Origin of the sequence: Micromonospora sp. NPDC050686, from assembly GCF_040654475.1 — a bacterium.
GTDB lineage: Bacteria > Actinomycetota > Actinomycetes > Mycobacteriales > Micromonosporaceae > Micromonospora.
On sequence record NZ_JBFAID010000036.1, the window covers coordinates 35219 to 57816 of the forward strand.

A 22598-nucleotide genomic window follows, 5' to 3' on the forward strand; every position below is an offset into this window, starting at 1 on the left:
CCGCATGGCCGTCGCGCTGTCGCGCATCTCGATGCGGGTGCCCACCGAGCGTGACCTGGCGGCTGAGGCGGTCGCGCGCAGCCGCGGTCCGGCGATCGACCAGCGGCTGCTGAGCCGCGTGCTCAAGCTCGAAAAGAGTCCTCGCCTTGCTGCCGACGATCGAATGATCGACCTCATCCTCGACGCCGGGCGGGAGGCACTCGGCGACCTCCGTCCATCCATGGTCCTTTATGGGCACACGCTGCTCCTCCAGCCATTCGGGCACCGCGACGAGTTCGGGCCCATGGCCCGTGGCCGGCTCGGCCTTGCCGCCGACGTACCGGTATACGGGATTTCCCGGATCGGGTGCACGTCGGTGCTGCGTGCAGCCGATCTCGCCCGCCGGTATCTCGTCCGTCCCGGCGCGGCCCGCGAGGAGGCGGTGCTGATTCTCGGCGGCGATCAGGGAACAATGGCCGGCACGCTGCGGGTGATACCCCCGTACGCGGTCTGTGGCGACGCCGCGGCTGCGTTCGTGATGCGGTGCGACGCCGGGCGGTACCGATTTCTGGGCACTGCCGCGGGCCGGGACACGCGCTTTCACCGAAACGCCAGGATGACTGAAGACGAGGTGCGTAAGTTCGGCGCGTCCAGCACGTCGAACGTGGTTAAGGTCATCGACGCGGCGCTGGCAAGCGCCGCACTCAAGCGCTGCGACGTCGACTGGATCATGCCGCACATGGCCAACGCGGTGATGTGGCGCAACGTCTGCCGGGCGCTGCGGTTTGACCTGGACAAGGTCTATCTCGACCTGCTTCCCGAGTTGGGGCACATGTTCGGCATCGACGCCTTGGCGGCGCTGCAGCACGCGGACCACTCCGGCCGGCTGGTGCCCGGCCAGCGCTGTCTGCTGGTCGCGGTCGGCCAGGGAGCGTTTTTCCAGGCAACCGTCGTGGAGGTCCTGCCCGAACTATGAAGACCGAGAGCGAGCTGACAGTCGAGGCGATGGCGGTCGCCGTCGAGGACGGTCCGCCGTATCTGCCTGTGGGGGAGTTCCCGACCGACCCCGAAAAGTTGTGGGAGGTCCTCGATGAGTGGGCCGAACGTGCGCCTGCCGAATTGCGACAAGTCATCGAGCGGATGGGGACCGGCTGGGCGGCAGTCGTAATCGAATTCCTGAGCTCGGTGGCCGCGCACATCGACATCCCGAAGCCGGTTCTGCGGATGCTCTCGGTCCGCGCCGACGGCACCGAGATCGCCGAAGCCGCGCTCGCCGCGCTCGGCGCACCCCGGCAGCCGCAGCCCCTGTTGCTGGTCCAGGCAACCGCTGACCGCGACACCACCGCGATGCTCCTACCCAGACTGGTGCACGAGTTAGCCTGGCCCGTCACCGAAGAACTCGGCGTCACCCATCTGGGCTGCAGTGGCGGCACCGCGATCCTGGACATGCTGGCGTGGTGGGTTGATCCGCGCGTCGGAGCGACTGTGATCATCGTCGACCAACCTCAGTTCGTCGCAGCGGATCGCTTACCTGAGCGGTTGTCGGCCGTCGCGTTGCGGTTCGGCGCGACAGGACCGCTGGAGGTTCTCGGCTGCGGCACGGAAGGGTCGTCGGGGAACGTCGACTACCGGTTCACGGGACCGGGTGCCTGCGGCGGCTGGCTGGATCTCCACCGCGCGCTGGGGAATCCCCGGCTGCGCGGCGGAGACCGTATCGTCGTGCAATCGCGCGCGGACGACCAGGCAGGCTGGGGCCTGATTCGGTGCAAGAGCGTCATCGGGGGACGGCCTTTGTGGTGGCGGCCGCCGGTGCGGGTCACCGGCAGCAGGTGAGCGTTAGCACTCAGCCGGGATTGTTGACCTTGGCTGAGCTGCCGTTCGATGCGATGCGGGAACGAGGGCAGCCACCGTCGATAATGGACGGCCTGACCATGATGCAGCCGTGGCTGCCGGATACAGGGCAGACGCCCCAGCGGTGGCGGGTGTTGTTCGACGACCTGATGCTGACGGTCGGGCAACGTTTCCGCAGGCCGGGCCCACGCCGTCGGATGCATGGCTTGGTTCGGGGCTTGCTGGCGCCGTTGCCGCGGAAGAACTGCTGGACGATCGCGGAGCATGCCGGTGACACCGGTCCGGACGGGTGCAGGACCTGCTGACCCGGGTGAAGTGGGACGATGCCGAAGTCCGCGCCGATGTCCGCGAGTTCGTCGGAGACCATTTCGGCGACGCCGAGGCGGTGCTGATCATCGACGAGACGGGTGATCTGAAGAAGGGCCGGCGCACCGTCGGGGTGCAGCGGCAGTGTTCAGGCACCGCCGAGAAGATCGAGAACTTAGGTCGCCGTGCACCTCGTCTACGTCACCGACGCTGGGCACGCGATGCTCGAAACGGCGCTCTACCTGCCCAAATCCTGGTGCGACGACGCCGAACGCCGCGCCGAGGCGGGCATCCCGCGGCAGGTGCGGTTCGCGACCGAGCCGCAGCTGGCGTCTCGGATGATCACGGCAGCGGTCACCGCCGGGCTGCCGTGTCGATGGGTGGCCGGCGACGAGGCCTACGGCATCGATCCGCGCCTGGCCGCCCAGCTCCGTCAGCTGCGACGGGGCTACGTCCTGGCCGTGGCCTGCTCTCATCAGGTCACCGGCCTCGGCGCCTACCGCGTCGACGCCCACGCCGCCGGTCTTCCCGCCACCGCCTGGCAGCGGCTCTCCCCCGGGTCGAGGTGCCAAGGGACACCGCTACTACGATTGGTCCTTCACCGCACTGCCACACGCCGCCGACGCGCACGGCGGGCACCACTGGCTGCTGATCCGCCGCACCGGCGAGCTGGCCTTCTACCGCTGCCGGGCGTCCGAGGCCGTCCCGCTACACAACCTCGTCGCAGTGGCCGGCCGCCGCTGGAAGATCGAAGAGTCGTTCCAAGCCACGAAACCGGACTCGGCCTGGACCAGCACCAGAACCGCCACTGGACGTCCTGGCACCGCTGGACCACCCTGGCAATCCTCGCCCACGCCTTCCTCGCCGCCACCACACACCGCAGTCAACCCGACCCGACCGAGCTGAACGCGTTGACCGTCAACGAACTACGCCACCTGTTTGACATCCTGATCATCGAAACCGCCCGCCGCCCCTGCGACCACTCCCCTGGCCCATCCGCAGACGCCATCACCAAGCACAAGCCATGACCAGCCACTACGCCCGGCAAGCCCTCACCGAGCCGTGATCACAATCCCCGGCTGGAGTATTAGTCACCTATCACCGACCCTGCATCAGTCGGCAGCAGGCAAAGCGGGGAAGCTCAAGCGCAGGCCGATGCGTTGGTCGAGACTCTGCCCCGGACCACGACCAGTTCGTCCACACATCGGCCGACGCTACTGGTAATCTGGCGAAATGGTGGCAACGCGCAGGGCAACCATCAACATGGTCGCCGATATTGCTTGCGTGTCCCGACAGACCGTCTCCAACGTCATCAACGCGCCGCACCTGGTCCGAGACGAAACCCGCCAGCGGGTGGTTGATGCTATCGCCACCCTGGGATATCAGCCCAATGAGGCGGCCCGCACCCTCCGGGTGGGGCGCTCGCGCCTGCTGGCAGTCCTAATCGACAAGACTGACCACGACGCGGATCGCATCGAATCCAGCCAGTTTTTGGAAGGTCTAGTCCAGGCCGCCGAGCGGTCGAGCTTCCATTTCATGATGCACGGTGCAACCGAACTGAACACCTACAAAGATCTTCAAACTTCTTACCGGCCGGCCGGATTCGTGTTATCCAGCACCCGGCACTGGAAAGTCCGCACCGAATGGTTAGTCGAGAGCGACGTGCCCTTCGTCGCCTTCGGCCGACCGCCAGATGGCCTCAGGCATAGCCATTGGGTGGACTTCGACGACAGTGCCGGCGTCGCGGAGATAACCCGTCACCTGTTTCTGGCTGGCCATCGGCGAATCGCCTTCGTCGACCGGGCCGACGACGCGACAAACGGCGAAAGCGCGCGGCGCACGGGTTGGGCGCAATCCATGTTAGAGGGAGGCGAAGAACTGGTCGGGCTTGAGCGCAGGGTGACGAACGGCATCGCTCACGGCGAGCGAGCCGCGGCCGACCTACTCGGCACTCCCCGCCCGCCGACCGCCATCGTCTGCGGAAGCGACAGCCTAGCGGCCGGCGCGTTGCGGGCGTGCGCGGCGGCCGCGCCCGCGACGGTGGTGACCGGTTATGGCAACACACCGTTGGCCGCAGCTCTCGGTTTCACCTCAGTCGACCGGCGAATCGCCCACGCGGCCACGCACTGCGTCGACATCCTCACCGGTCTGATCGAAGGCGAGGACCGCATGCCGGTGCGACAGGTCATGCTGAAGCCACGGATCGTGCTCCGCGCCGGCGCATAGGGGCTCTTCGAACTTGAGCGGGGTTAGTGGCGGACGGTGATCAAGGCGCGACGGACTCACGCCGCGGGCGGCCCGCTGGGTGCGGGATGAGCGGACCCGCGCGTGGACCACGACTGGGGCCGGCGGCACTTCGGGTTCGGTGATCTGTCCGTTCGGCGGGATCTCCTCGCCCAGGTCGGAGGCTGCCTCTCCCCCAACGCATGTTGGGGGGAGCCCCGCGAGTAGCCCGGTGAAGAGGGCGAGCGCCGTACTGACAGCAATACGGCGCCGGGGAGCCGGCCACGTCCAGGATCAGCTTTCCGGGTCCATGGCGGTGATCAGCGCGGTGAGCAGGTCGTCGCGGCTCGGGAAGTAGCGGTATCCCGCCACAGTCGGCCTCCGGGTTGTTCCGTCGGAACCGCAGTGTCAGGCGGCAGCCGAGCTGCGAGCTTCAACCACGGCCGCGTGATAGACATTCTCGTAGCTGTCGGCGAGACGCTCCGCGCTGAAGCGCAGCGCCTGCTTGCGGCAGAGAGCTCGGTCGAGTTGGCCGACCACGCCGACCGCCTGGATCATCTCCTCGACACCCTGACAAATGAACCCGCTCACCCCAGGCTCGACGACCTCGCGCGCGGCACCGCGGTCGAGCGCGATGACCGGCGTGCCCGTGGCCATGCTCTCCGGCATAACAATGCCGAACGGTTCCGGCCAGTCACTGGGGAAGAGCGTAGCGAGCGCACCCCCGAAGAGTACGGCCTTCTCCTCGTCGTTGATCTCGCCAAGAAACTCAACATCGTTCGCGCGGAAGAGCGGGTTGATCTCGTCCCGCCAATACTCAAGGTCGACGGAGTGGACGGCCGCGCCCACCTTGAGGGGCAGGCCGGTTTCCCGCGCTACCTGCACCGCCAGGTCGGGGCGCTTGTCCGGCGATATCCTGCCCACGAACGCAAGGTATTCGCCCGGCTCAGGGAAAAACGGATACTTCTCGACCCGAATACCATTGTGGACGGAAGCGAACCACGGCAGATCAAGATGCCTCACCGGCAGCCGCTGTGCCATGCTCACGCTGACCAATGCGGCGGCTTGGAGCCGTTCGCAGCTCCACAGAAACGGCTTCAGGTCCAGCCGGTCGTGCAAAGTCAGCACCGTCGGCGTGTGGGTGAGCCGTGCGAATGCCAGCGCAAACTCCTCCTCGGTGTGCGCATGGATCACATCGAAGTCGCCGGCCCGACGGTAGATGTCGCTGAGCATCGCCAGCGTCTCGACCCGCAAGAGGCGTTCCGCTCCCTCGTCCGCCACCTTCCAGAGCGCCTTTTCACACACCGGCACGAGCCGTGCCGCGGTGCGGCTGTCGCCGCTTGCGAACAGCGTCACGTCGTGTCCCCGTCGAACCAGTTCCTCAGTCAACACGCTCACGACCCGCTCGGTTCCCCCGTAACGCTCGGGCGGTACGGGGGTGCTCAGCGGTGCGGCCATCGCGATCTTCAACGGCAACGTCAGCTCCTCGATCAGCAGTCGGCGGTGAGTGTCGCGGCGCCCATGACGAGCGGCCCGGAAACCAAAACCGCCGCGGCGAGGCCGGATCCAACCCTTGGCACCATACGAACAGGCATCGTCTCTCCTAATAGGAGCCCATAGGAAGCCGACCTCCACTCAAGTCGTAGGGGTCGCCTCTGTCAATGTCGGGCGAGCCGTTCAACTGCGCGCCATTGGCGGTTGGACACCAATATGCCGGGTGCCGCAGCTCGCTCTCGAGAGCGGCGGCGACGGGCCTGGCACTCTCCCGCGAAGTCGTGCGCGCCGCATTGCACGTGCATGCTCTGGCTGGCCAGACGCAGCGATTCGCCGGCCAGATGTGCCGCCGAGCCGGTCTCGTCTCCGCCCTTGCGGATCCACACCAGCACCAGCAGCGCCTGGCGCCGCGTGCGCGGCGCTCGGCGGCCATCTGGTCGGGACATGGGCGCGGATCAGTTTCCTGGGCCCGTCAAGCATGGCATGATTGGCATTCACGGGGCGGAGTCCTTTCCGTAGATGAGTTCTGCGGTTAAGACCTCACCTATCGGCGCCTTTACCCTTGGTCTACCACTGCCGATCCGGACGGTCATGCCCGTGTCGGCCTAATCTTGCCTCCACTCCTTGCCGAGAACAGCTCAATGAATTGGGTGTCTAGCGTTACGACAACACAGCTAAAACGAGCGCGTAGTCATTTGTTGAACAAGCATGATACGACGCAGTTCGCACCTAGACGAGAGGCCGCTTGGCACGATTTAGGTAACTCGACGTCGAGGGCGTCCTGCATCTCTGCGCAAATGCACAGCAGGTGCACTTACCGACGTCGTCCGTTGTTCAGGACCCCTATTCCTGCGGAGATGAACAATGCCAATGAGGCTGGCACTGGTGTGTGGCGATGGGCTCGCGGTGAGTGGATTGCTCACCATATTCAGGAACGTCGTGGAGGCGGAGCTTCAAAACGATCAACTTGAGCTACCCATCATCGCAGATCTTGGCTTTTCATGGCGACCCGACAAGAAGCACTTCTTCCCTGACGGGGGCGAATCCGTCAGCTATCCGCACTGGATGATCGTCAACAACGCCGTACCATTGACAGAAGCGCGCTCCGACGTTGCTCGGGAGTTGACCGAGATACGCCGTGCGGTAGCTCGGGCGGATTCTCTCGATCATGCCGAGTGCCAGAGTCTCACTCAGTTGATAGAAAAAATCGCCGCACCCTACGAGAAATACTTCACTGATTGGTTCGAGAAGCATGAAGTCGACTGGGTGTGCGCTGTCAACATGACGCTGTCCGATGCGGTACCGGTCACTTTGGCATTGCATAGGGCGGCGGCGAAGCGATGGGGTCCAACGCGGCCTGGCGGAGTTCTTTTCTGGGACCATGACCTCTTCGGCAGTTATGCAGTAATAGAGGAGGGAGTTCGCGTCTACCCTCCCCAGCCAAATCGATTCACACCGTTGCCGGGTTCGCATTCATGCCACCTCTGGGCTGTCGTTTCCCAAGGGCTCGCGGATGAGGCTGGCGAGTATCCAACGCCACTTAAGGCGAGGGTCACGCCCAACGTTCTGCCAGCTGTCAAGGTGGGCCCGCTCGAGGTTCGGCATGAAGAATTCGCGGCTCGGCACTCGCTCGAACCGGGACGACCACTTCTACTCGTTCCCGTACGCGTGTTCCGCGTGAAGGGAGTGGAGATAGCAGTCTCCCTGTTCGCACGAATAAGGGAGATCTGCGTGGCCCGAAACGCCCCGGTCCCGCACCTCCTGGTATTCGGTAGCCTCGATGAAGATCCAGATTACGCCCGTGAACTGCTGTCCCACGTCAGGGATCTGGACGTCCAGGACGACGTGGTGTTCCTGGACGGAGTTCCCCTATCGAGTCACAAAGACGCCGCCGGGCACTGGCGCCTTGATGAGGTCGACCTCCTCCGCTTGTGTCGGGCCAGCAATGGCGCTGTTCTCTTCACCCCCAGTACACGCGGCGTGGAAAGCGTCGGCCTCGGTCCCGCACTCGCCGCCATCGCAGAAGTCCCGTGTGCGATTTCCGATTATGCTTGCTTTGAGGACATCTACGGGGGTAGCAGCAACTGCGTAAAGATCGAAGGCGAAGAGGGAATGATGGAAGCCGCCGTTGAAGTCCTGGATCTCATGGCGAAGCAGGCCAGCGGTGATCTCGCAGTTCAAGAGGCGTTACGTTCCCAGAAGCAACAGGTAACGGCTTCGTTCGACCCAGAACCATGGCGTCTGCTGATCCGTGAGATGGCCGAGGCAGTGGCCTCTAGACGCCAGCTACCCACCAGCCAGAACAAGAAGCGACAGGAGCACATGGATGGTCTACGGCTCAGCGTCGGCCAAGGAGATACGTCAGGGCATCGCGCAGTTGACACTCACGGGGAAAGCCAGACGGCAATGCTCGGCGATCCTCGATGAGATATGTCAGACATATATCTCGGCTGACGCCCCCCTCTTCCTGCGGCAGCTCTCCGATCTCGTTCCACAGCTGCCGGCTGAGTTGCGAGGCACGCTGAACGAGATGCGATACGGGGAATCCATCGCCGCCCTCGTGATACGCAACGGCCCGGTCGGAGAACCCGCCTGCCCGACTCCCCGGCACTGGAAGGAGCGCGATCCCGGCAGCACATCACGCCAGGACTTTTGGCTCGCCGTCGTAAGCTCCTACCTCGGCGAACCAGTGGGCTGGGCCAGTCTGCAAGACGGTCGTATATTCAATGACATTCTGCCCGTACCAGGCGAAGAGAACGAACAAACAGGACACGGCAGCCAAGCCGACCTCGAGCTTCATATCGAAGACTGCTTCAGCGACGAACGCTGCGACGCTCTGGCCCTGTTGTGTCTCAGGAATGTCGATCGTGTCCCCAACCTGATCACATCAGCCGTTGGTCTGGATTTCGGCGACGTAGACCTCGACACCCTCTTCTCCGATCGATTTCTCATCGCGCCGGACTCCGAGCACCTGCGTAGAGTGGCCGACGGAACAATTCAAGACCCTGACCGAAAAAGGCCACTGTTGTTTGGATCTCGCGAATCGCCTTACTTGCGGATCGACCTCCCGTATACACGCGCGTCTCCGGGAGACACGCGGGCGGCAGACTCCCTCACGGCGCTCGCGACATTGCTAAGGCAGAACGCCGTGGAGATCCGCCTGGCGGAGGGCGACGTTCTGGTCGTGGACAACTATCGCGCCCTACACGGCCGAGGTGGGTTCCGCCCCCGCTACGACGGAACGGACCGCTGGATGCGGAAGCTCACCGTGGTCCGAGACCTCCGCCGCAGCCGAGGCTTCCGGAGCGGGACTGAGGACAGGGTCATCGACCCCTTCGGTCATCTTGCACAGACATCGACAACGTTGCGCTGACGGCGACCGATGCCGTAGAAGCGGGGCCTCGCCCCTCGGAGACGGGAAGTAGATCGATGACAACACTCAACTCAGACGTCCTGCGGACCTGGGACGAGTTGCCCCGCCAAGCAGAGATCCTGATTGTCGGGGGCGGGCTCGCCGGCTTGGAACTGGCGAAGCATCTGGACCTAGCTGGCGCCGACGGTGTCCTCGTCCTAGAGGCCGGCGCCGGGCACGACCTTCAGCACGTGTACACGGTGAACGACCCAGTGGTAGCCGACCGGCTATGGACCGACGAACGGTCCGACCCGTACTTCGTCCGGTCCTGGGAATCGAGTGCTGAGCCTCACTTCTCAGTGGGCTCAGGAATCAGGCAGCGACTTGGGGGCCGGTCCCTCTACTGGCACGGGGTACTGCTCCCTATTGAGGAATTCGCCTTGAGCGATCCGGCATGGCCGATCTCCGTGGTCCGGGATCTGACGCATTCATGGCGGGACGGTCCGTCGCTCTATGCTAGGGTCCAGGCGGATCTCGCGGCGTGGGGCCGGGCAACTCCGTCGACCGCGAACAACGAGATATGCGTAGGCAGGTTCCGCTTTATTGATCCGCCTCGCTCGATACGGCGGCCAGCGGTCGAATCGAAACACTGGGAAGCCTACTCACCGCTGTCCCACTGGATTGAACGCTCGGCGGGCAGCAATGTCTGCATGGTTCCCGACGTCAAAGTGATAGGCGTGCTCACAACCGACGGGCGGGCGGATGGCGTTGTCGTCCGGAATCGGCTGACCGGCGAGGAGAAGCACGTTACCGCGTCCAAGACAGTCCTCGCGGCGGCGACCGTGGAGAACACCCGCCTGGCCATCCAGACGCTCCACGCTAGCGAAGAGCCGGATTCGGCGTCCCTGTCGGGACTGTTCGACCATATTGTGCAAGGGTTCAATGCGACCGTCGCAGCCGCCGACCTTCCACCGTGGCTGGTATCACGCGCCCGGGACGGAGCCTTTCTTTATATGAACGGCGCCAGCGCCTCACGGTCGAATCTATTTATCCAACTCGAGACGGCTGAATCGGGCGATATCGAGATGGAGGCGTGGGTCACCGCCGAGCAGGAACGTTCAACAGCAGGCGTTGTCACCTGCACGCCTGATGGAGATTGGCCATGGCACGTGGCGATCTCCACTGGCCTTTCGCCGGAGGACACGCGGACGGTAGCGGCACAGCGACGAGTGCTTGCGGAGTTCTGGTCCGCTTGGTGTACGCAATTTGATCTGCCATCCAATCCATTGGACTTCGACTTCGACTTCATCTCGCCGAAAAGGACCCTGCGGTCGATGCACGAAGATATGCGTGACCACGACCGCGCCGTTCATCACTGCCGCCCAACAACATGGGCGAGCCCATTGGGCACTGAAGAACACGAAGGGGGGACCCTCGCTTTCGGGCACGTCATCGACGAAAACCACGAGTTCAAAAAGGTCCGGGATCTCTTCGCAATCGGCGTATCAATCTTTCCCCGACAGGGGGCGGCCAATCCGTCCTTGACGACTCTAGCCCTCGCCAGACGCCTCGCCGCCATCCTGACCGCATGACGAGCGGCGGGGACGGCGGCGGAAGACTTCGAGTTGGTGTTGTACATGCGGCCTTCGAGGGTGTGCAAATATTCGTGGGTGGAGTGGGTACCGCAATACGGGGTCAGATCGCGTCCCTCCCCACCGTAAAAGCAGAATTGGCTCGTCGGGGAGTGGAGTTGACTCCGCACTTCATCGAGATAGCCTATTTGCCAACCCATCCAGAGTACGACGAATCTGCCCACGACGAGTACCGTAAGCGCATCAGTACCATGGGCGGCACATTCTCCGTCGTTCCCAACGGAACCATCGGGCTCGGCGCCGACTCGACCTGGGGAGATCCGGGCCTCGGCGAGCCGCGCAGCTGGCGAATCGCGTCGATGGCGCTGGCGGGCAGACTGATAGAGATGGCCGGCAATTACGACGTCTTAATTGCCTACTGCCATGAGCCGGTCTTCGCCCTCGCCCCGGTTTATGCCACGCTGCAGGCCGCAGCCGCTAAAGTGAACATCACTGCAATATACGTCTCACACGCCACTGCCTTTATGCACGAAATGCCGTTGCCAAACCCCGAACGCCTGATGGTGGAGTCCCTCCCGATACATTGGGCAAAGATCAGCACAAAGGTACGGCTTGGAAGCATCAGCCAATATATGTCGAATCACCTGATCAGCGACTACGGCGCCGACCCAGATACGTTCGTTCCTGCCGAAAATGGGGTGGATACGACCGACCCCTGGTATCGGCAACGCTCACCTGCCGAAATCGCCGCTGCACTGACCCGACACGACATCCCCGTGGATCGTGACCTGCTGGTTACGTTCGGCCGTGCCGTGCCGTATAAACGCCACGACATGCTGTTGAGGGCTGCAGCCAGACTCCGAGGTACGGCACACGCGGTGATCATGAGCCGGCCCGCACTGCCCGAACTGCCAAAGATTGCCGCCGCATTAGGGGTCAACGCTACATTCGTGACCTCGTTCGACCGTGAATTGATGGCTGCCTTGTTGCAGTGGCGACGCACCAAGGTCTGCTCCTTGTCAGCCGAGAGAGAGCCATGGGGCCTGATCCCCATGGAATCACGGCTTCTCACCCGGGACGGCGGCGCCGTGCTGGTCGTCGCCGACTCCGGCGGACTGGCTGAACAAGTGACCGATGGCATGGACGGCTTTCTCCATCGGCCAAACGATCCTGTCCATCTTGCCCAGGTCATCGACCACATCCTCGGACTGTCTGAGGAAGAACGAAGCCGCCTACGGCAGAAGGGGGCGAGACGAGTCCTCACCCACGAGCCATGGCCGGTGAAGATCGTGCAGTCTCTCAGGACGACGGTTCCCGGCATCGACGCCGTGGCGGAGGGTGTCCTTTCCACCTTGAGGGGCGCGACGCGTCCATTGAGGTGATCTCAGCGAGAGGCGTGGGCTGAATCTGATCGACACGGGCGTATCGGGTCAGTTCGGACGGTGCTCGATACAGGCGTGGAGCCATCGATAGACAGGTTCTTGCGACAGAAACCGCGTCTTCGAGAGGGCTCCACGTGATTGCCTATCGTGCCTGGTCGACGTGCCCAGGGAACTGGTGCGCCACCTCGCCCGCCTGCTCGCCGCCGAGCGGCGTGTCCGGGGCACCCGACGTGGGACACGGGCATTGACCTGCTTCCACCAGGCGTTGCTGGTGCTGATCTGGTTCCGCAAGGCCGAGGACAAGACGCTGCTGGGTGCCGGGTTCGGCGTCTTTCGGGCCACCGCATAACGGTACGTGGCCGAGGGGGCTTGACCCCTGATCCTGGACACGGGGTTATGCGGCCGGAGCCAGCGTAGCTGGCGCTGGCCGGGGGCTCTTCTCGTAGGTGATCGGTGGCTGTTGTCCGAGCCGGGAGTGGCGTCGGACGGTGTTGTAGCGGTGTAGCCAGCGGAACGCGGTCAGTCGTGCTTCGCGTTCGTCGGTGAAGGCGCGGCGGCCTTGCAGGGTCTCGCGTTTGAAGGTGGCGTTGAACGACTCTGCGGCGGCGTTGTCGGCGGAGCTACCGACCGCGCTCATCGACTGCCGGATCCCGGCTGCGGTGCAGGCCTCGGCGAAGGCCCGGGAGGTGTACTGGGCTCCGTGGTCGGTGTGCATGATCGCCCCGTGCAGGCTGCCCCGGGTGCGCAGCGCCGCGCGGAGGGCGTCGATGACCAGGTCGGTGCGCATGTGATCCGCGATCGCCCAGCCCGCGAGGCGCCGAGAGTGCAGGTCCAGGACGGTGGCCAGGTAGAGGAAGCCGCGCTCCCCGACCGGCAGGTAGGTGATGTCACCGACGTAGCGCTGGTTGACGGCGGTGGCGGTGAAGTCCCGGCCGATCAGGTCCGGTGCCTTCGCCGCGGCCGGATCCGGCACCGTCGTACGCGTGCGCCGCCGTAGGCGCAGTCCTTGCACGCCGAAGCGGCGCATCACCCGCGCGACCCGTTTACGGTTGATCGCCAGGCCGGCGTCGCGGAGTTCGGCGGTGACCCGTGGTGCTCCGTATGTGCCGTCGTGAGTGGCGTGCACCGCCCGGATCCGGCCCACGAGAGCCACATCCGCGGCCTCCCGGGCGGCCCTCGCTTCTGCGGCCGAGCGCCAGTAGTAGTAGCTCGAGCGGGACACCCCGATGATCTGACACAACCGCTTCACGCCGTAGCGCTGCTGATGGTCGGCGACGAACTGGAAGCGGTTCACCAGCGCGTCTCCCCGGCGAAATACCGGGCCGCCTTCCGCAGAATGTCCCGCTCCTCCTCCAGTTCCCGGACCCGCCGCCGCAACGCGGCGTTCTCGTCCTCCACCGAGCCGGCCGCCGGCGGCCTCGCCGACGCCGCCGGCCCGGCTGTCGCGCCCCGACGCTGATCATCGGCGCGGACCCAACTACGCAACGTCTCCCGGTTGACCCCGAGATCGTCAGCGATCTGCGCGATCGTCGCTCCTGGCCGAGACCGGTACAACGCGACCGCGTCGGCCTTGAACTCGGCGGGGTAGTGCTTGTTCACCATCTGTCAGGGACTCCTGATCTCCCCGGACCATCACGATCCAAGGTTCAAGTGTCCAGGACCAGGGGGCAACTCCCGAGGGCATCGCGGTCCTCGCCGCGCAGGCACCCGATCTGCACGAGGCGTTGCAGCGGGTCGCCGACGACGGCTGGTCGTACGTGATCCTGGACGGCAAACTGTTCGACTGCGACCGTGTCGCGGAGACCACGCTCAGCGTCAAGGGCGACACCATCGACACGTGGTATTCCGAAAAGCATCGCGACTTCGGCGCGAACGTCCAAGCGATCATGCGCCCGGACGGGCTGCCGATATGGACCTCTGAAGCGATGCCCGGGCATCTGCATGACCTGACCTGCGCCCAGCAGCACGGCATCTCCGCCGCGGTGAACTGGTCCACCGCCGAGCTTGAGCTACCCGCCCTGGCCGACGCCGGCTACAACGGCGCAGGTCACGGCATCAAGACCCCGGTCAAGCAACCCACCGACGGCCGGCGGCTCGCCCTGACCAACCGCACCACCAACCGACTGCTCCGCGGCCCGCGCTGGCAAGGCGAACGCGGCTTCGTCATCCTCCACGGACGCTGGAAAGCGCTACACCACACCACCAGCGGACCCCGCGGGAGCGGTGACATCCTCGCCGCGGCTCTACACCTGACCACTTCGAATATCGGTACCTACCCGCAAGTCGCTGAGATCACCTCACTGGAGTTCGTGGCGTGAGGCATCAGCGACGGCACAGGCGCACAACTTCAACGGGCGGTGGAGTTGTCAGCCCCTCGGGTCGCGCCCTTGAGAACAGCCAGAAGGTTACGCAGACAAGGTTCTGGGCCAAGCGCGGCGATCAATCCGCGTTCGCCGCAAATCCTTTCTTCCTCCGAAATTACCAGGTCGTGCGCGACAGCCAGGCCGGGGTCGATATTCACGACATAGGAAGGGTTGCCGACCATGGAGGCAACGTCACCGGGAGTCCACTCGCCGTCTGCGCCATACATCCGCGACGCCCGTCACTCAGTCCAGGACTCCGTCGATGACGACCGGCATCAGGCCCCGCCACCACACCGTGGCAGCACTGGTAGCCGCCGGGTCGCGGAGCAGTTCGAACAAGGCCTGCATGGGTGCCGGGCCCAGCCGCTGGCGGGCCTGGCGCAGGGCGCTGCCCGACGGTTCGGGCATCGGCAGCGGATGCAGACCGGCGACGAGTTTCGACCACACCTGCCGGTAGCCGAGATCGGCGAACAGGCAGCCCGCGATGAACAGATAGACCACGACCAGGGCGGGCAGCAGCCGGATCCGCCGCTGCGTACGTCGGGTCGCAGTCAGAACCTCATCGATCATCTCGAACGGCAACAGCCGGGTCAGCTCACCGAGGTGACCTGCCGCGAACGGCCCCACCGCCACCGTGACCGTCCGGGTTATGGCAATCTGATCCACCAAGCGGAGTTCCTGGTTCTGGGTTGTCTTGGAGTGACAAAACTTGATACCGGAACTCGGCTTCTCACTCTCTGATCAACACACCCCTTGACCGGCCTCGCCCACGCCCAGCTGAACGGCGTTGGGGCTAGTCCCCTCAGGACAGCCGCTGCGCCCGGTGCAGGAGCCGCTGCATGACCACCACCAGGGCGAGGAACGCGCCGCTGACGACCTGCTGGAAGGACGAGGTGAGCACGCCGATCTGATTGATCAGGCTCTGGATCACTCCCAGCAGGAGCACGCCAGCCATAGTGCCGGTGAGTCCGCCGGCGCCGCCGGTGAGGAGTGTGCCACCGATCACCACGGCGGCGATGACGTCGAGTTCCATGCCGACGCCGAGGATGGTGACGCCGGAGGAGAGGCGGGCAGCGTTGAGGGCGCCCGCCAGCCCGGCCAGCAGGCCCGAGATGAGATAGACGAGCACCTTGACCCGGGTGACCGGCACGCCCATGAGCACCGCGGCCTCCTCGCTGCCACCGATGGCATAGACGTTCTGCCCGAAGCCGGTGCGTTGCAGCAGCACCCCGCCGAGGAGGACCAGACCCAACGTGATCCAGACCGGCAGGGTCAGACCGAGGAAGGATGCCTGCCCCAGCGCGCTGAAGGCCTCGCTGCGTACCAGGTAGGTGTTGGCCCCCTCGTCGGAGACGGCGAGCATGAGGCCACGCATGCCGAGCAGGCCGGCAAGGGTCACGATGAACGGCGCCATGCCGGTGCGCGCCACGATCAGACCTTGGATCAGCCCGATCGCGCCACACACCGCGAGCGGCAGCAGCAGCGCGACGAGCAGCCCGTACCGGGAGCCGTAGGCGGCCAGCACGCCGGCGAGCACGAACGACGAGCCGACGGAGAGGTCGATGCCGCCGCTGATGACGACGAAGGTCATCCCGATCGCGACGATGGCCAGGAACGACGACGAGACCACGATGTTCGCGGCGTTCTGCGGGGTGGCGAACGAGTCGAAGGCGGCGGTCCCGACCAGGACGGTGGCGGCCAGCACCATGAGCGCGCCATGGTGCTGCAGGAGATGCCCGATCCGTTCCCGGCGTAGCCTGCCCGGCTGGCGCCGCGCGTCGGCGCGGGTCTCCGCGTCGGTGATGGTGCTGGTCATGCGCGCCTCCCTCGGGCGGCGTAGACGGCGGCCAGGATGATGACCGCCTGGACCATCTGGGTCCAGGACTGCGGCAGGTTGTGCTTGATGAGCGTGGCCTGCAGGAGCTGGATGAGCAGGGCGCCCATCACCGTGCCGAGGACGCGGACCCGACCGCCGGTGAGCGGGGTGCCGCCGACGACCACGGCGGTGATCGCGGACAGTTCCATCAGCAGGCCCAGTGAGGTGGGGTCGCTGGCCTGCAGCCGGGACGTGGCCAGCACGCCGGCCACCGCGGCGAGCAGGCCGGAGATGACGTAGACGGTGACCAGGACCCGCCGTACCGGCAGGCCGGAGAGCCGGCTGGCTGCCCGGTTGCCGCCGACGGCCACCAGTTGGCGGCCGAACGTGGTGCGCTTGACCAGGAACGCCACCAGCACGGTGAGCGCCGCCGCGATGACGACCACGAGCGGCAGGCCGAGCACGGAGCGGCTGCCGAGGGTGATCAGCGCGGGGTTGCGAAACTCGGTGAGCTGCGGCACCAGCACGTTCGCCAGGCCGCGTACGCCGACCAGCAGCGCCAGTGTCGCCACGATGGGCTGCACCCCCACGTACGCCACCAGGGCGCCGCCGCACGCCCCGACGGCCGCGCCGGCGATCAGGGCCGCGATGATCGCGATGGGAGCGCCGTAGCCGAGGTAGAGGACAACGATCGCCGAGGCGAGTGCCATCACCGAGCCGACGGAGAGGTCGATGCCCTCGGTGCCGATCACCAGGGCCAGGCCGAGCGAGGTGATCACGACCGGGGCCACCTGGATCAGCTGGGTCCGGAAGTTTGCCACCTCCAGGAAATGCGGCGTGAACACCACGTTGAAGAGCAGGAGCGCGAGCACCGACGCGTAGACGCCGTATTCCTGCAGCCAGGCGAGCAGGCGTACCCGCCCGCCCCACGCCCGCGGCGCTGCGGCGATCTCAGCCATCGGTGTCTCCCGTCGCGGCGATCGTCGCCATGATCGCTTCTTCGGTCACTTGATCGCCGCTCAGTTCGCCCGCGACGGTGCCCTCGCGAAGGACGACGACCCGGTCCGCTCCCTCGACGAGTTCCTCCAGGTCAGAGGAGATCAGCAGCACAGCGAGCCCCTCGGCCGCCAACTCGTCGATGAGCGCCTGCACCTCGGCCTTCGCGCCGACGTCGATGCCCCGCGTCGGCTCGTCGAGCAGCAGCACCTTCGCGCCGGTGGCCAGCGACCGGGCCAGCATGACCTTCTGCTGGTTGCCACCGGACAGCTCGGAGACCCTCTGATGGGGCGAGGCGGCCTTGATGCGCAGCCGCCGCACGAAGCTGTCGACGATCCGGTCGACCCGGGCGTCGGACACCAGCCCGGACCGGGACAGCCGGGGTAGGGCGGCCAGCGCGATGTTGTCCCGCACGGAAAGGGTCGCCACGATGCCCTCGGCCTTGCGGTCCTCCGGGACGAGGCTGACGCCGGCCCGGATTGCCGCCGCCGGGGAGCCGCGGCGCACTTGTCGTCCGGCCACGATCACCGTGCCGCCGTCGACCGGGAGAGCGCCTGCGATCACCTTCGCGGTCTCGCTGCGCCCGGCACCGAGCAGGCCACCGAGACCCACCACCTCGCCGGGACGGACCTGCACGGACACGTCGCGCAGGACGGGCCGACGGGACACCGAACGGGCCTCCACGAGTGGTTCGCTGGCGGCGGTGGTGTGCTCGCCCGAGAACTTGGTGGCGCCCTCCCGTCGGATCTCGGCGGGGTCGCGGCCGAGCATCAGCGCGACGAGGTCCACCCGCGGCAGGTCGTCGAGCGGCCCGGCGTGCGCCACCCTGCCGTCGCGCAGCACGGTGACCCGGTCACAGATGCGGTACAGCTCGTCGAGGCGGTGGCTCACGTAGATCACCGAGATGCCCTGGGCCCGCAGGTCGGCGATGACGCCGAAGAGGGTGTCCACCTCCCGTGGTTCCAGGGCCGAGGTCGGCTCGTCCATGATCACCACGCGGGCCTCGATGGAGACCGCGCGGGCCAGGGCGACCATCTGCTGGGTGCCCATGCCGAGCGAGCGCAGCGGCCGGCGCGCGTCGGCACGGATGCCGTACCGGGTCATCACGCGGTCGGCTTCGGCGTGCAACGCGCTCATGTCGATGACCCCGAGCCGGCTGCGCGGTTCCCGCCCCAGCAGCAGGTTCTGCGCGAGGCTCATCTGCGGGACGAGGTTGACCTCCTGGTAGATGGTGGAGATGCCGGCGCGCTGGGCGGCGAGCGGGCTGTCGGGGGTCAGCGGCTCGCCGTGCAGCAGCAGGGCCCCCCGGTCCGGCCGGTGTACGCCGGTGAGGACCTTGATGAGGGTGGACTTGCCGGCCCCGTTCTCACCGACCAGGGCGTGCACCTGCCCCTCGTCGAGCCGGAAGGACACGTCGTCGAGAGCGAGGACCCCGGGGAACTCCTTCGAGATCCCCCGGGCCTCTAGAACCGCGGCAGCCATCAGTACGCGTTTCCCAGGCTCTCCTTGGCGTTCGCTGTCGTGTACTCCTGGTCGCTGATGATCACCGTGGCCGGGATCGGCTCGCCGTCCAGGAACTTCTGCGTGGTGGAGAAGGCTAGCGGCCCGAAGCGCGGGTTCGACTCGACGACTGCCGAGAGCCAGCCGTCGACGATGCCCTGCACGGCGGCACGGGTGCCGTCCACCGACACGATCTTGACCTGGCCGGGAGACTTGCCCGCGCCCTTGAGCGCCGTTACCGCACCGAGGGCCATCTCGTCGTTCTCCGCGTAGATGCCCTTGGTGCCCGGGCGCGACTGGATCAGCTGCTCGGTGACCTGCTGGCCCTTCTCCCGAGTGAACTCACCGGTCTGCTCGAAGGAGATGGTGATGCTCGGCGCCTTCTCCTGGATCCGATCCTTGAAGCCCTTGGTCCGGTCGGTGGTGACGTTGTTTCCGGGCGCGCCGAGCAGAATCGCGACCTCGCCCTGACCGCCGAGGGCCTGGATCATCTGGTCGGCCGCGCGCTTGCCCTGCTCACGGAAGTCGGACCCGATGAAGGTGAGATAGTCGGTGCACGGCTGGGCGTTGATCTTGCGGTCGATGGTGATGATCGGGATCTTCTTCTCCGCCGCCTGCCTCAGCACCGGCTCCCAACCGTCGGAGTTCAGCGGCGCGATGACCAGCAGCTTGGCGCCCTGGGCGATGAGTTGCTGCACGTCGGAGATCTGCTTGGAGAACTGCGACTGCGCGTTGGTGACCCGCAGGTTGGCGATGCCCAGCTTGGCGGCCTCGTCCTTGATGGACCTGGTTTCGGCGATGCGGAACGGGTTGGCCTCCTTCTCCGACTGGGAGAAGCCGACCACGTCCTTCGTCAGGTCGAACTTCTGCCCGCCGAAGCTCTGCAAGGTGCAGGTAGCGCCGGTCGCACCGGTGCTCTGCACGACCTGCTGAGCCGCGCTGCCGGCCGGTGCAGGTGTGTCGCCGGTGTCCTCGCTCTTGGCGCATGCTGCGGTGGTGAGCAGGGCGGCCAGTGCGACCGCCACCAATCCAGTCCTGGGCATGGGAATGTCCTCTCCCGAGGCGGTTCTCACTTGACAGGGTGGGGTGGGGCCGTCGCCGCCCCGGTGGGCACCGCGGCGGCGACGGCGACGAGCGGGATGCCGCTCAGTTCAGGCCCGCGGAGGCATACAGCTGGCCGACCTCGGCGGCGGACAGCGCGCGGTCGTAGACCCGCACCTGGTCGATCGCGCCGCGCCAGTAGTCGACCGGGCCGCCGTTGAACTTGGCCCGCCCGATGACGGTCGGGCCGCTGGACGCCTCACCGAGGCAGGAGCCGGCCGTGCCAGCCCGCTGCCCGTCGACGTAGAGCGCCAGCGTGCCGGCGGCGGCGTCGCGCACGCCGACCAGGTGGTACCAGCGGCCGGTCTCCGGTGCGGTCGGGGCGAGCGCCCGGACCCCGGCGAAGCTGAACGCGAAGCGGTTGTCCGCGCCCGAGTACTGCAGGAAGAAGGCACTGTGGCTGCCGCCGTCCTGGCTCACGGCGGTGGCGAAGCCACCGAGGCTGTCCAGCTTCACCCAGGCCGACGCGGTGTAGTTGCCGGTGGTGTCCAGGATCGGGGTGCCGGTGTCGACGTACTGGTTCGCCCCGTTGAGCTGCACCGCCGCACCGGAGCGACCGGTGGTCCAGGTGGCCCCGTTCATCAGGGTCCCGTCGTGGTTGCCGGCCTTGTCGTCGGTCGCCGTGCCGGCCCCCTCGTCCAGCGGCCACCAGCCCACTCCGGTCAGCCCGGGCGTCCCCGGCGGCAGCTGCGGGGCGTTCGCGCCGGTGCCGTCGACCGAGCGGACGATAGCCCGGTTGACGTCCCGAACCTGGTCGAAGTCCATTTTCTGGACCTGCCGGTCGTAGGTGTAGAAGCCGTTGACCTCGTGCTCGACGTCGGTGGTCTGGGTGTAGACACCGCCCGAGAGCCCGCAGCGGTTGGCCACGGTCAGCAGGTCACGCTGGTTCTCCACGTACCGTCGGGTGAGGGTGGCGCTGTCCGGCGTCATCTCGTAGCCGTGCCCGTCGCCGAACCACATGTGCCCGGGGACCTTCAGGCCGAGGCCGCCGTGCTCGCCGTCCACCGCGACGCGGTCACCGCTGGGCGTCGGTGAGGCCGGGCCAAGGTACTGGTGGAAGTCGATGATGTCACCACGGCCCGAGTCGCCCTTGGAGTCGCAGCAGTTCACGCCGCTGTGCGCGTTGACCATCCGGCTGGGGTCCTGGACGCGCAGCTCGTCCGCGATCCGCCCGGTCTCGGTGCGGTCCCACTCGCCCCAGCCCTCGTTGAACGGCACCCAGACGGTGATCGACGTCCAACTGCGGTGTTCGTCGACGATCTCCTTGAGCTGCCGCTCGAACTCCTGCCGCGCGTCGACCGGCGGGGTGCCGCCGGTACGCATCGAGGGCATGTCCTGCCACACCATGAGGCCCAGCCGGTCGGCCCAGTAGTACCAGCGGTCCGGCTCCACCTTGATGTGCTTGCGGATCGTGTTGAAGCCGAGCCGCTTGGTCTCGGCGATGTCGAAGCGCAGCGCCTCGTCGGTGGGCGCGGTATGGATACCGTCCGGCCAGAAGCCCTGGTCCAGGGTGGACATGTTGAACAAAATCTTGCCGTTGAGGGCAAGGTGGAGCTTGCCGTCGGCGCCCTTGACCTTGGTCACCTCGCGCATGCCGAAGTAGGACTGGACCCGGTCGACCTCCTTCGGGCCGTCCAGCACCCGCACGGTCAGGTCGTAGAGGTACGGCGAGTCGGGTGACCACAGCTGCGGGTTCGGCACCGGGACGCGCAGCTCGGTGCCGGCCGGCCCGGACGCGCGACCGACGACCTTCCTGCCGGCGTACGCGACTGCCTCGACCGTACGGCCGGTGCCGCCGGCGACCTGCGGGGTGAGCCGCAGGCTGGCGTTACGCACGTCCGGGGTCATCGGCAACCGCTCGATGTGGCCGGCCGGCACCGGCTCCATCCACACGCTCTGCCAGATACCCGATGACGAGGTGTAGAAGATGCCCCGATCGGGCACGTTGCGCTGCTTGCCGACGGGCTGCCAGGTCTTGTTCGTCAGGTCGGTGACGCCGACCACCAGATCCTGGGCTCCCCGGCCGCGCAGGACGTCGGTGACGTCCACACTGAAGCCGTCGTAGCCGCCGCGGTGGGTGGCGACCTGGACGCCGTTGACCCAGACCGTGGCGTCGTAGTCGACGGCGCCGAAGTTGAGCCGCAGCCGTTCGTGCCGGCCGACCTGCCAGTTTGCGGGCACCTCGAACGTACGCCGGTACCACATCCGGTCCTCGTGCCGCTGGATGCCGGACAGCGCGGACTCGATCGGGTACGGCACGAGGACCCGTTCGCTGAGCTGTTCGCCGATCGGCGGAGTTTCGCCCTCCTGCGCCCCCGCGAACTGCCAGACCCCGTTGAGGCTCTCCCACCTCTTACGGACCAGTTGGGGGCGGGGGTAGTCGGGAAGCGCGTTGTCCGGTGACACCTGGCCGGTCCATGGCGTGGCGATCGGTGGCGTGCCGGGTTCCCAGGTGGCTTCGGCGCGCGCGACACCGGGCGCGCCGCCGACCACGCAGGCCACGGCAACCAGCGCGGTGACTGCTCTTCTCATCGTTCAGGGCCCCTTTCTCACGAGCGTGGCGTGAGAGGGCAGGCCGCAGCGCCCGGGCGCCGGGCCGGAGGAATCGCCGACTGGGCCGGGTGGGGGGCCTGCCTGAAATCG

19 protein-coding genes and 1 pseudogene are annotated in these 22598 nt (G+C 66.4%); 10 read left to right on the forward strand and 10 right to left on the reverse strand.

What is annotated here, in order from left to right; genetic code table 11:
* Positions 1-4: 4 nt before the first annotated feature.
* The 4 genes and pseudogenes from AB0H57_RS21670 to AB0H57_RS21685 all read left to right on the forward strand — a co-directional run bounded on the left by AB0H57_RS21670 (position 5) and on the right by AB0H57_RS21685 (position 4362).
* Positions 5-955, forward strand: a complete 951-nt coding sequence (locus AB0H57_RS21670; RefSeq protein WP_357509115.1) for a 3-oxoacyl-[acyl-carrier-protein] synthase III C-terminal domain-containing protein — start codon at positions 5-7, stop codon at positions 953-955.
* Complete coding sequence (locus AB0H57_RS21675; RefSeq protein ID WP_357509117.1) at positions 952-1812, forward strand: hypothetical protein; 861 nt, start codon at positions 952-954, stop codon at positions 1810-1812. Before AB0H57_RS21670 ends, AB0H57_RS21675 begins: the two co-directional genes overlap by 4 nt.
* Before the next feature lie 167 nt (positions 1813-1979).
* A pseudogene (locus AB0H57_RS21680) lies at positions 1980-3202 on the forward strand (IS701 family transposase).
* 167 nt (positions 3203-3369) lie between these two features.
* Positions 3370-4362 carry a LacI family DNA-binding transcriptional regulator gene (locus AB0H57_RS21685; RefSeq protein ID WP_357509119.1) on the forward strand — a complete coding sequence of 331 codons (993 nt, stop codon included), beginning with the start codon at positions 3370-3372 and terminating at the stop codon, positions 4360-4362.
* Positions 4363-4767: 405 nt separating this feature from the next.
* Here AB0H57_RS21685 and AB0H57_RS21690 read toward each other — a convergent pair whose 3' ends face one another.
* Both AB0H57_RS21690 and AB0H57_RS21695 read right to left on the reverse strand, forming a co-directional pair.
* The gene (locus AB0H57_RS21690; RefSeq protein ID WP_357509121.1) at positions 4768-5835 is read right to left on the reverse strand and encodes a glycosyltransferase family 4 protein; all 1068 of its coding nucleotides are present in this window, start codon (positions 5833-5835) and stop codon (positions 4768-4770) included.
* Between the two features lie 182 nt (positions 5836-6017).
* Entirely contained in the window at positions 6018-6245 is a 228-nt protein-coding gene (locus AB0H57_RS21695; RefSeq protein ID WP_357509123.1) for a hypothetical protein, read from the reverse strand.
* A 478-nt stretch (positions 6246-6723) separates the two neighbouring features.
* Between AB0H57_RS21695 and AB0H57_RS21700 the strand changes: the two genes are divergently transcribed.
* The 5 genes from AB0H57_RS21700 to AB0H57_RS21720 all read left to right on the forward strand — a co-directional run bounded on the left by AB0H57_RS21700 (position 6724) and on the right by AB0H57_RS21720 (position 12528).
* On the forward strand, positions 6724-8280 hold the full coding sequence (locus AB0H57_RS21700) for a glycosyltransferase (RefSeq protein WP_357509125.1): 1557 nt from the start codon (positions 6724-6726) through the stop codon (positions 8278-8280).
* A 103-nt stretch (positions 8281-8383) separates the two neighbouring features.
* Complete coding sequence (locus AB0H57_RS21705; protein WP_357509127.1) at positions 8384-9226, forward strand: TauD/TfdA family dioxygenase; 843 nt, start codon at positions 8384-8386, stop codon at positions 9224-9226.
* Positions 9227-9282: 56 nt separating this feature from the next.
* Complete coding sequence (locus AB0H57_RS21710; protein WP_357509129.1) at positions 9283-10797, forward strand: GMC oxidoreductase; 1515 nt, start codon at positions 9283-9285, stop codon at positions 10795-10797.
* A gap of 158 nt (positions 10798-10955) precedes the next feature.
* Positions 10956-12179: a glycosyltransferase family 4 protein gene (locus tag AB0H57_RS21715; protein WP_357509131.1), complete on the forward strand. Its 1224-nt coding sequence runs from the start codon at positions 10956-10958 to the stop codon at positions 12177-12179.
* Positions 12180-12339: 160 nt separating this feature from the next.
* Positions 12340-12528 (forward strand): hypothetical protein, encoded by a 189-nt coding sequence (locus tag AB0H57_RS21720; RefSeq protein ID WP_357509133.1) that lies wholly within the window; start codon positions 12340-12342, stop codon positions 12526-12528.
* A gap of 45 nt (positions 12529-12573) precedes the next feature.
* On the opposite strand, the gene AB0H57_RS21725 is transcribed toward AB0H57_RS21720, so the two are convergent.
* Positions 12574-13781 (reverse strand): IS3 family transposase gene (locus AB0H57_RS21725; protein ID WP_357509135.1). Its coding sequence is split into 2 segments (ribosomal slippage): positions 12574-13484 and positions 13484-13781, totalling 1209 coding nucleotides; the frame shifts between segments, so codons are not numbered across the junction.
* Between the two features lie 122 nt (positions 13782-13903).
* Between AB0H57_RS21725 and AB0H57_RS21730 the strand changes: the two genes are divergently transcribed.
* A complete protein-coding gene (locus AB0H57_RS21730) occupies positions 13904-14497 on the forward strand; it encodes a transposase family protein (protein WP_357509137.1) in 594 nt (197 codons plus the stop codon).
* Between the two features lie 29 nt (positions 14498-14526).
* On the opposite strand, the gene AB0H57_RS21735 is transcribed toward AB0H57_RS21730, so the two are convergent.
* From AB0H57_RS21735 to AB0H57_RS21765, 7 genes are all read right to left on the reverse strand, one after another.
* A complete protein-coding gene (locus tag AB0H57_RS21735) occupies positions 14527-14724 on the reverse strand; it encodes a hypothetical protein (protein WP_357509139.1) in 198 nt (65 codons plus the stop codon).
* Between the two features lie 61 nt (positions 14725-14785).
* Positions 14786-15208 (reverse strand): transposase domain-containing protein, encoded by a 423-nt coding sequence (locus AB0H57_RS21740; RefSeq protein WP_357509172.1) that lies wholly within the window; start codon positions 15206-15208, stop codon positions 14786-14788.
* A gap of 136 nt (positions 15209-15344) precedes the next feature.
* Positions 15345-16358 (reverse strand): ABC transporter permease, encoded by a 1014-nt coding sequence (locus AB0H57_RS21745; RefSeq protein ID WP_357509141.1) that lies wholly within the window; start codon positions 16356-16358, stop codon positions 15345-15347.
* Entirely contained in the window at positions 16355-17317 is a 963-nt protein-coding gene (locus AB0H57_RS21750; protein WP_357509143.1) for an ABC transporter permease, read from the reverse strand. The genes AB0H57_RS21745 and AB0H57_RS21750 overlap by 4 nt, the downstream gene beginning before the upstream one ends.
* Positions 17310-18836: a sugar ABC transporter ATP-binding protein gene (locus AB0H57_RS21755; protein ID WP_357509145.1), complete on the reverse strand. Its 1527-nt coding sequence runs from the start codon at positions 18834-18836 to the stop codon at positions 17310-17312. The genes AB0H57_RS21750 and AB0H57_RS21755 overlap by 8 nt, the downstream gene beginning before the upstream one ends.
* The gene (locus AB0H57_RS21760) at positions 18836-19897 is read right to left on the reverse strand and encodes an ABC transporter substrate-binding protein (RefSeq protein ID WP_357509147.1); all 1062 of its coding nucleotides are present in this window, start codon (positions 19895-19897) and stop codon (positions 18836-18838) included. Before AB0H57_RS21760 ends, AB0H57_RS21755 begins: the two co-directional genes overlap by 1 nt.
* A gap of 103 nt (positions 19898-20000) precedes the next feature.
* Positions 20001-22487 carry a LamG-like jellyroll fold domain-containing protein gene (locus tag AB0H57_RS21765; protein ID WP_357509149.1) on the reverse strand — a complete coding sequence of 829 codons (2487 nt, stop codon included), beginning with the start codon at positions 22485-22487 and terminating at the stop codon, positions 20001-20003.
* Positions 22488-22598 lie beyond the last annotated feature (111 nt).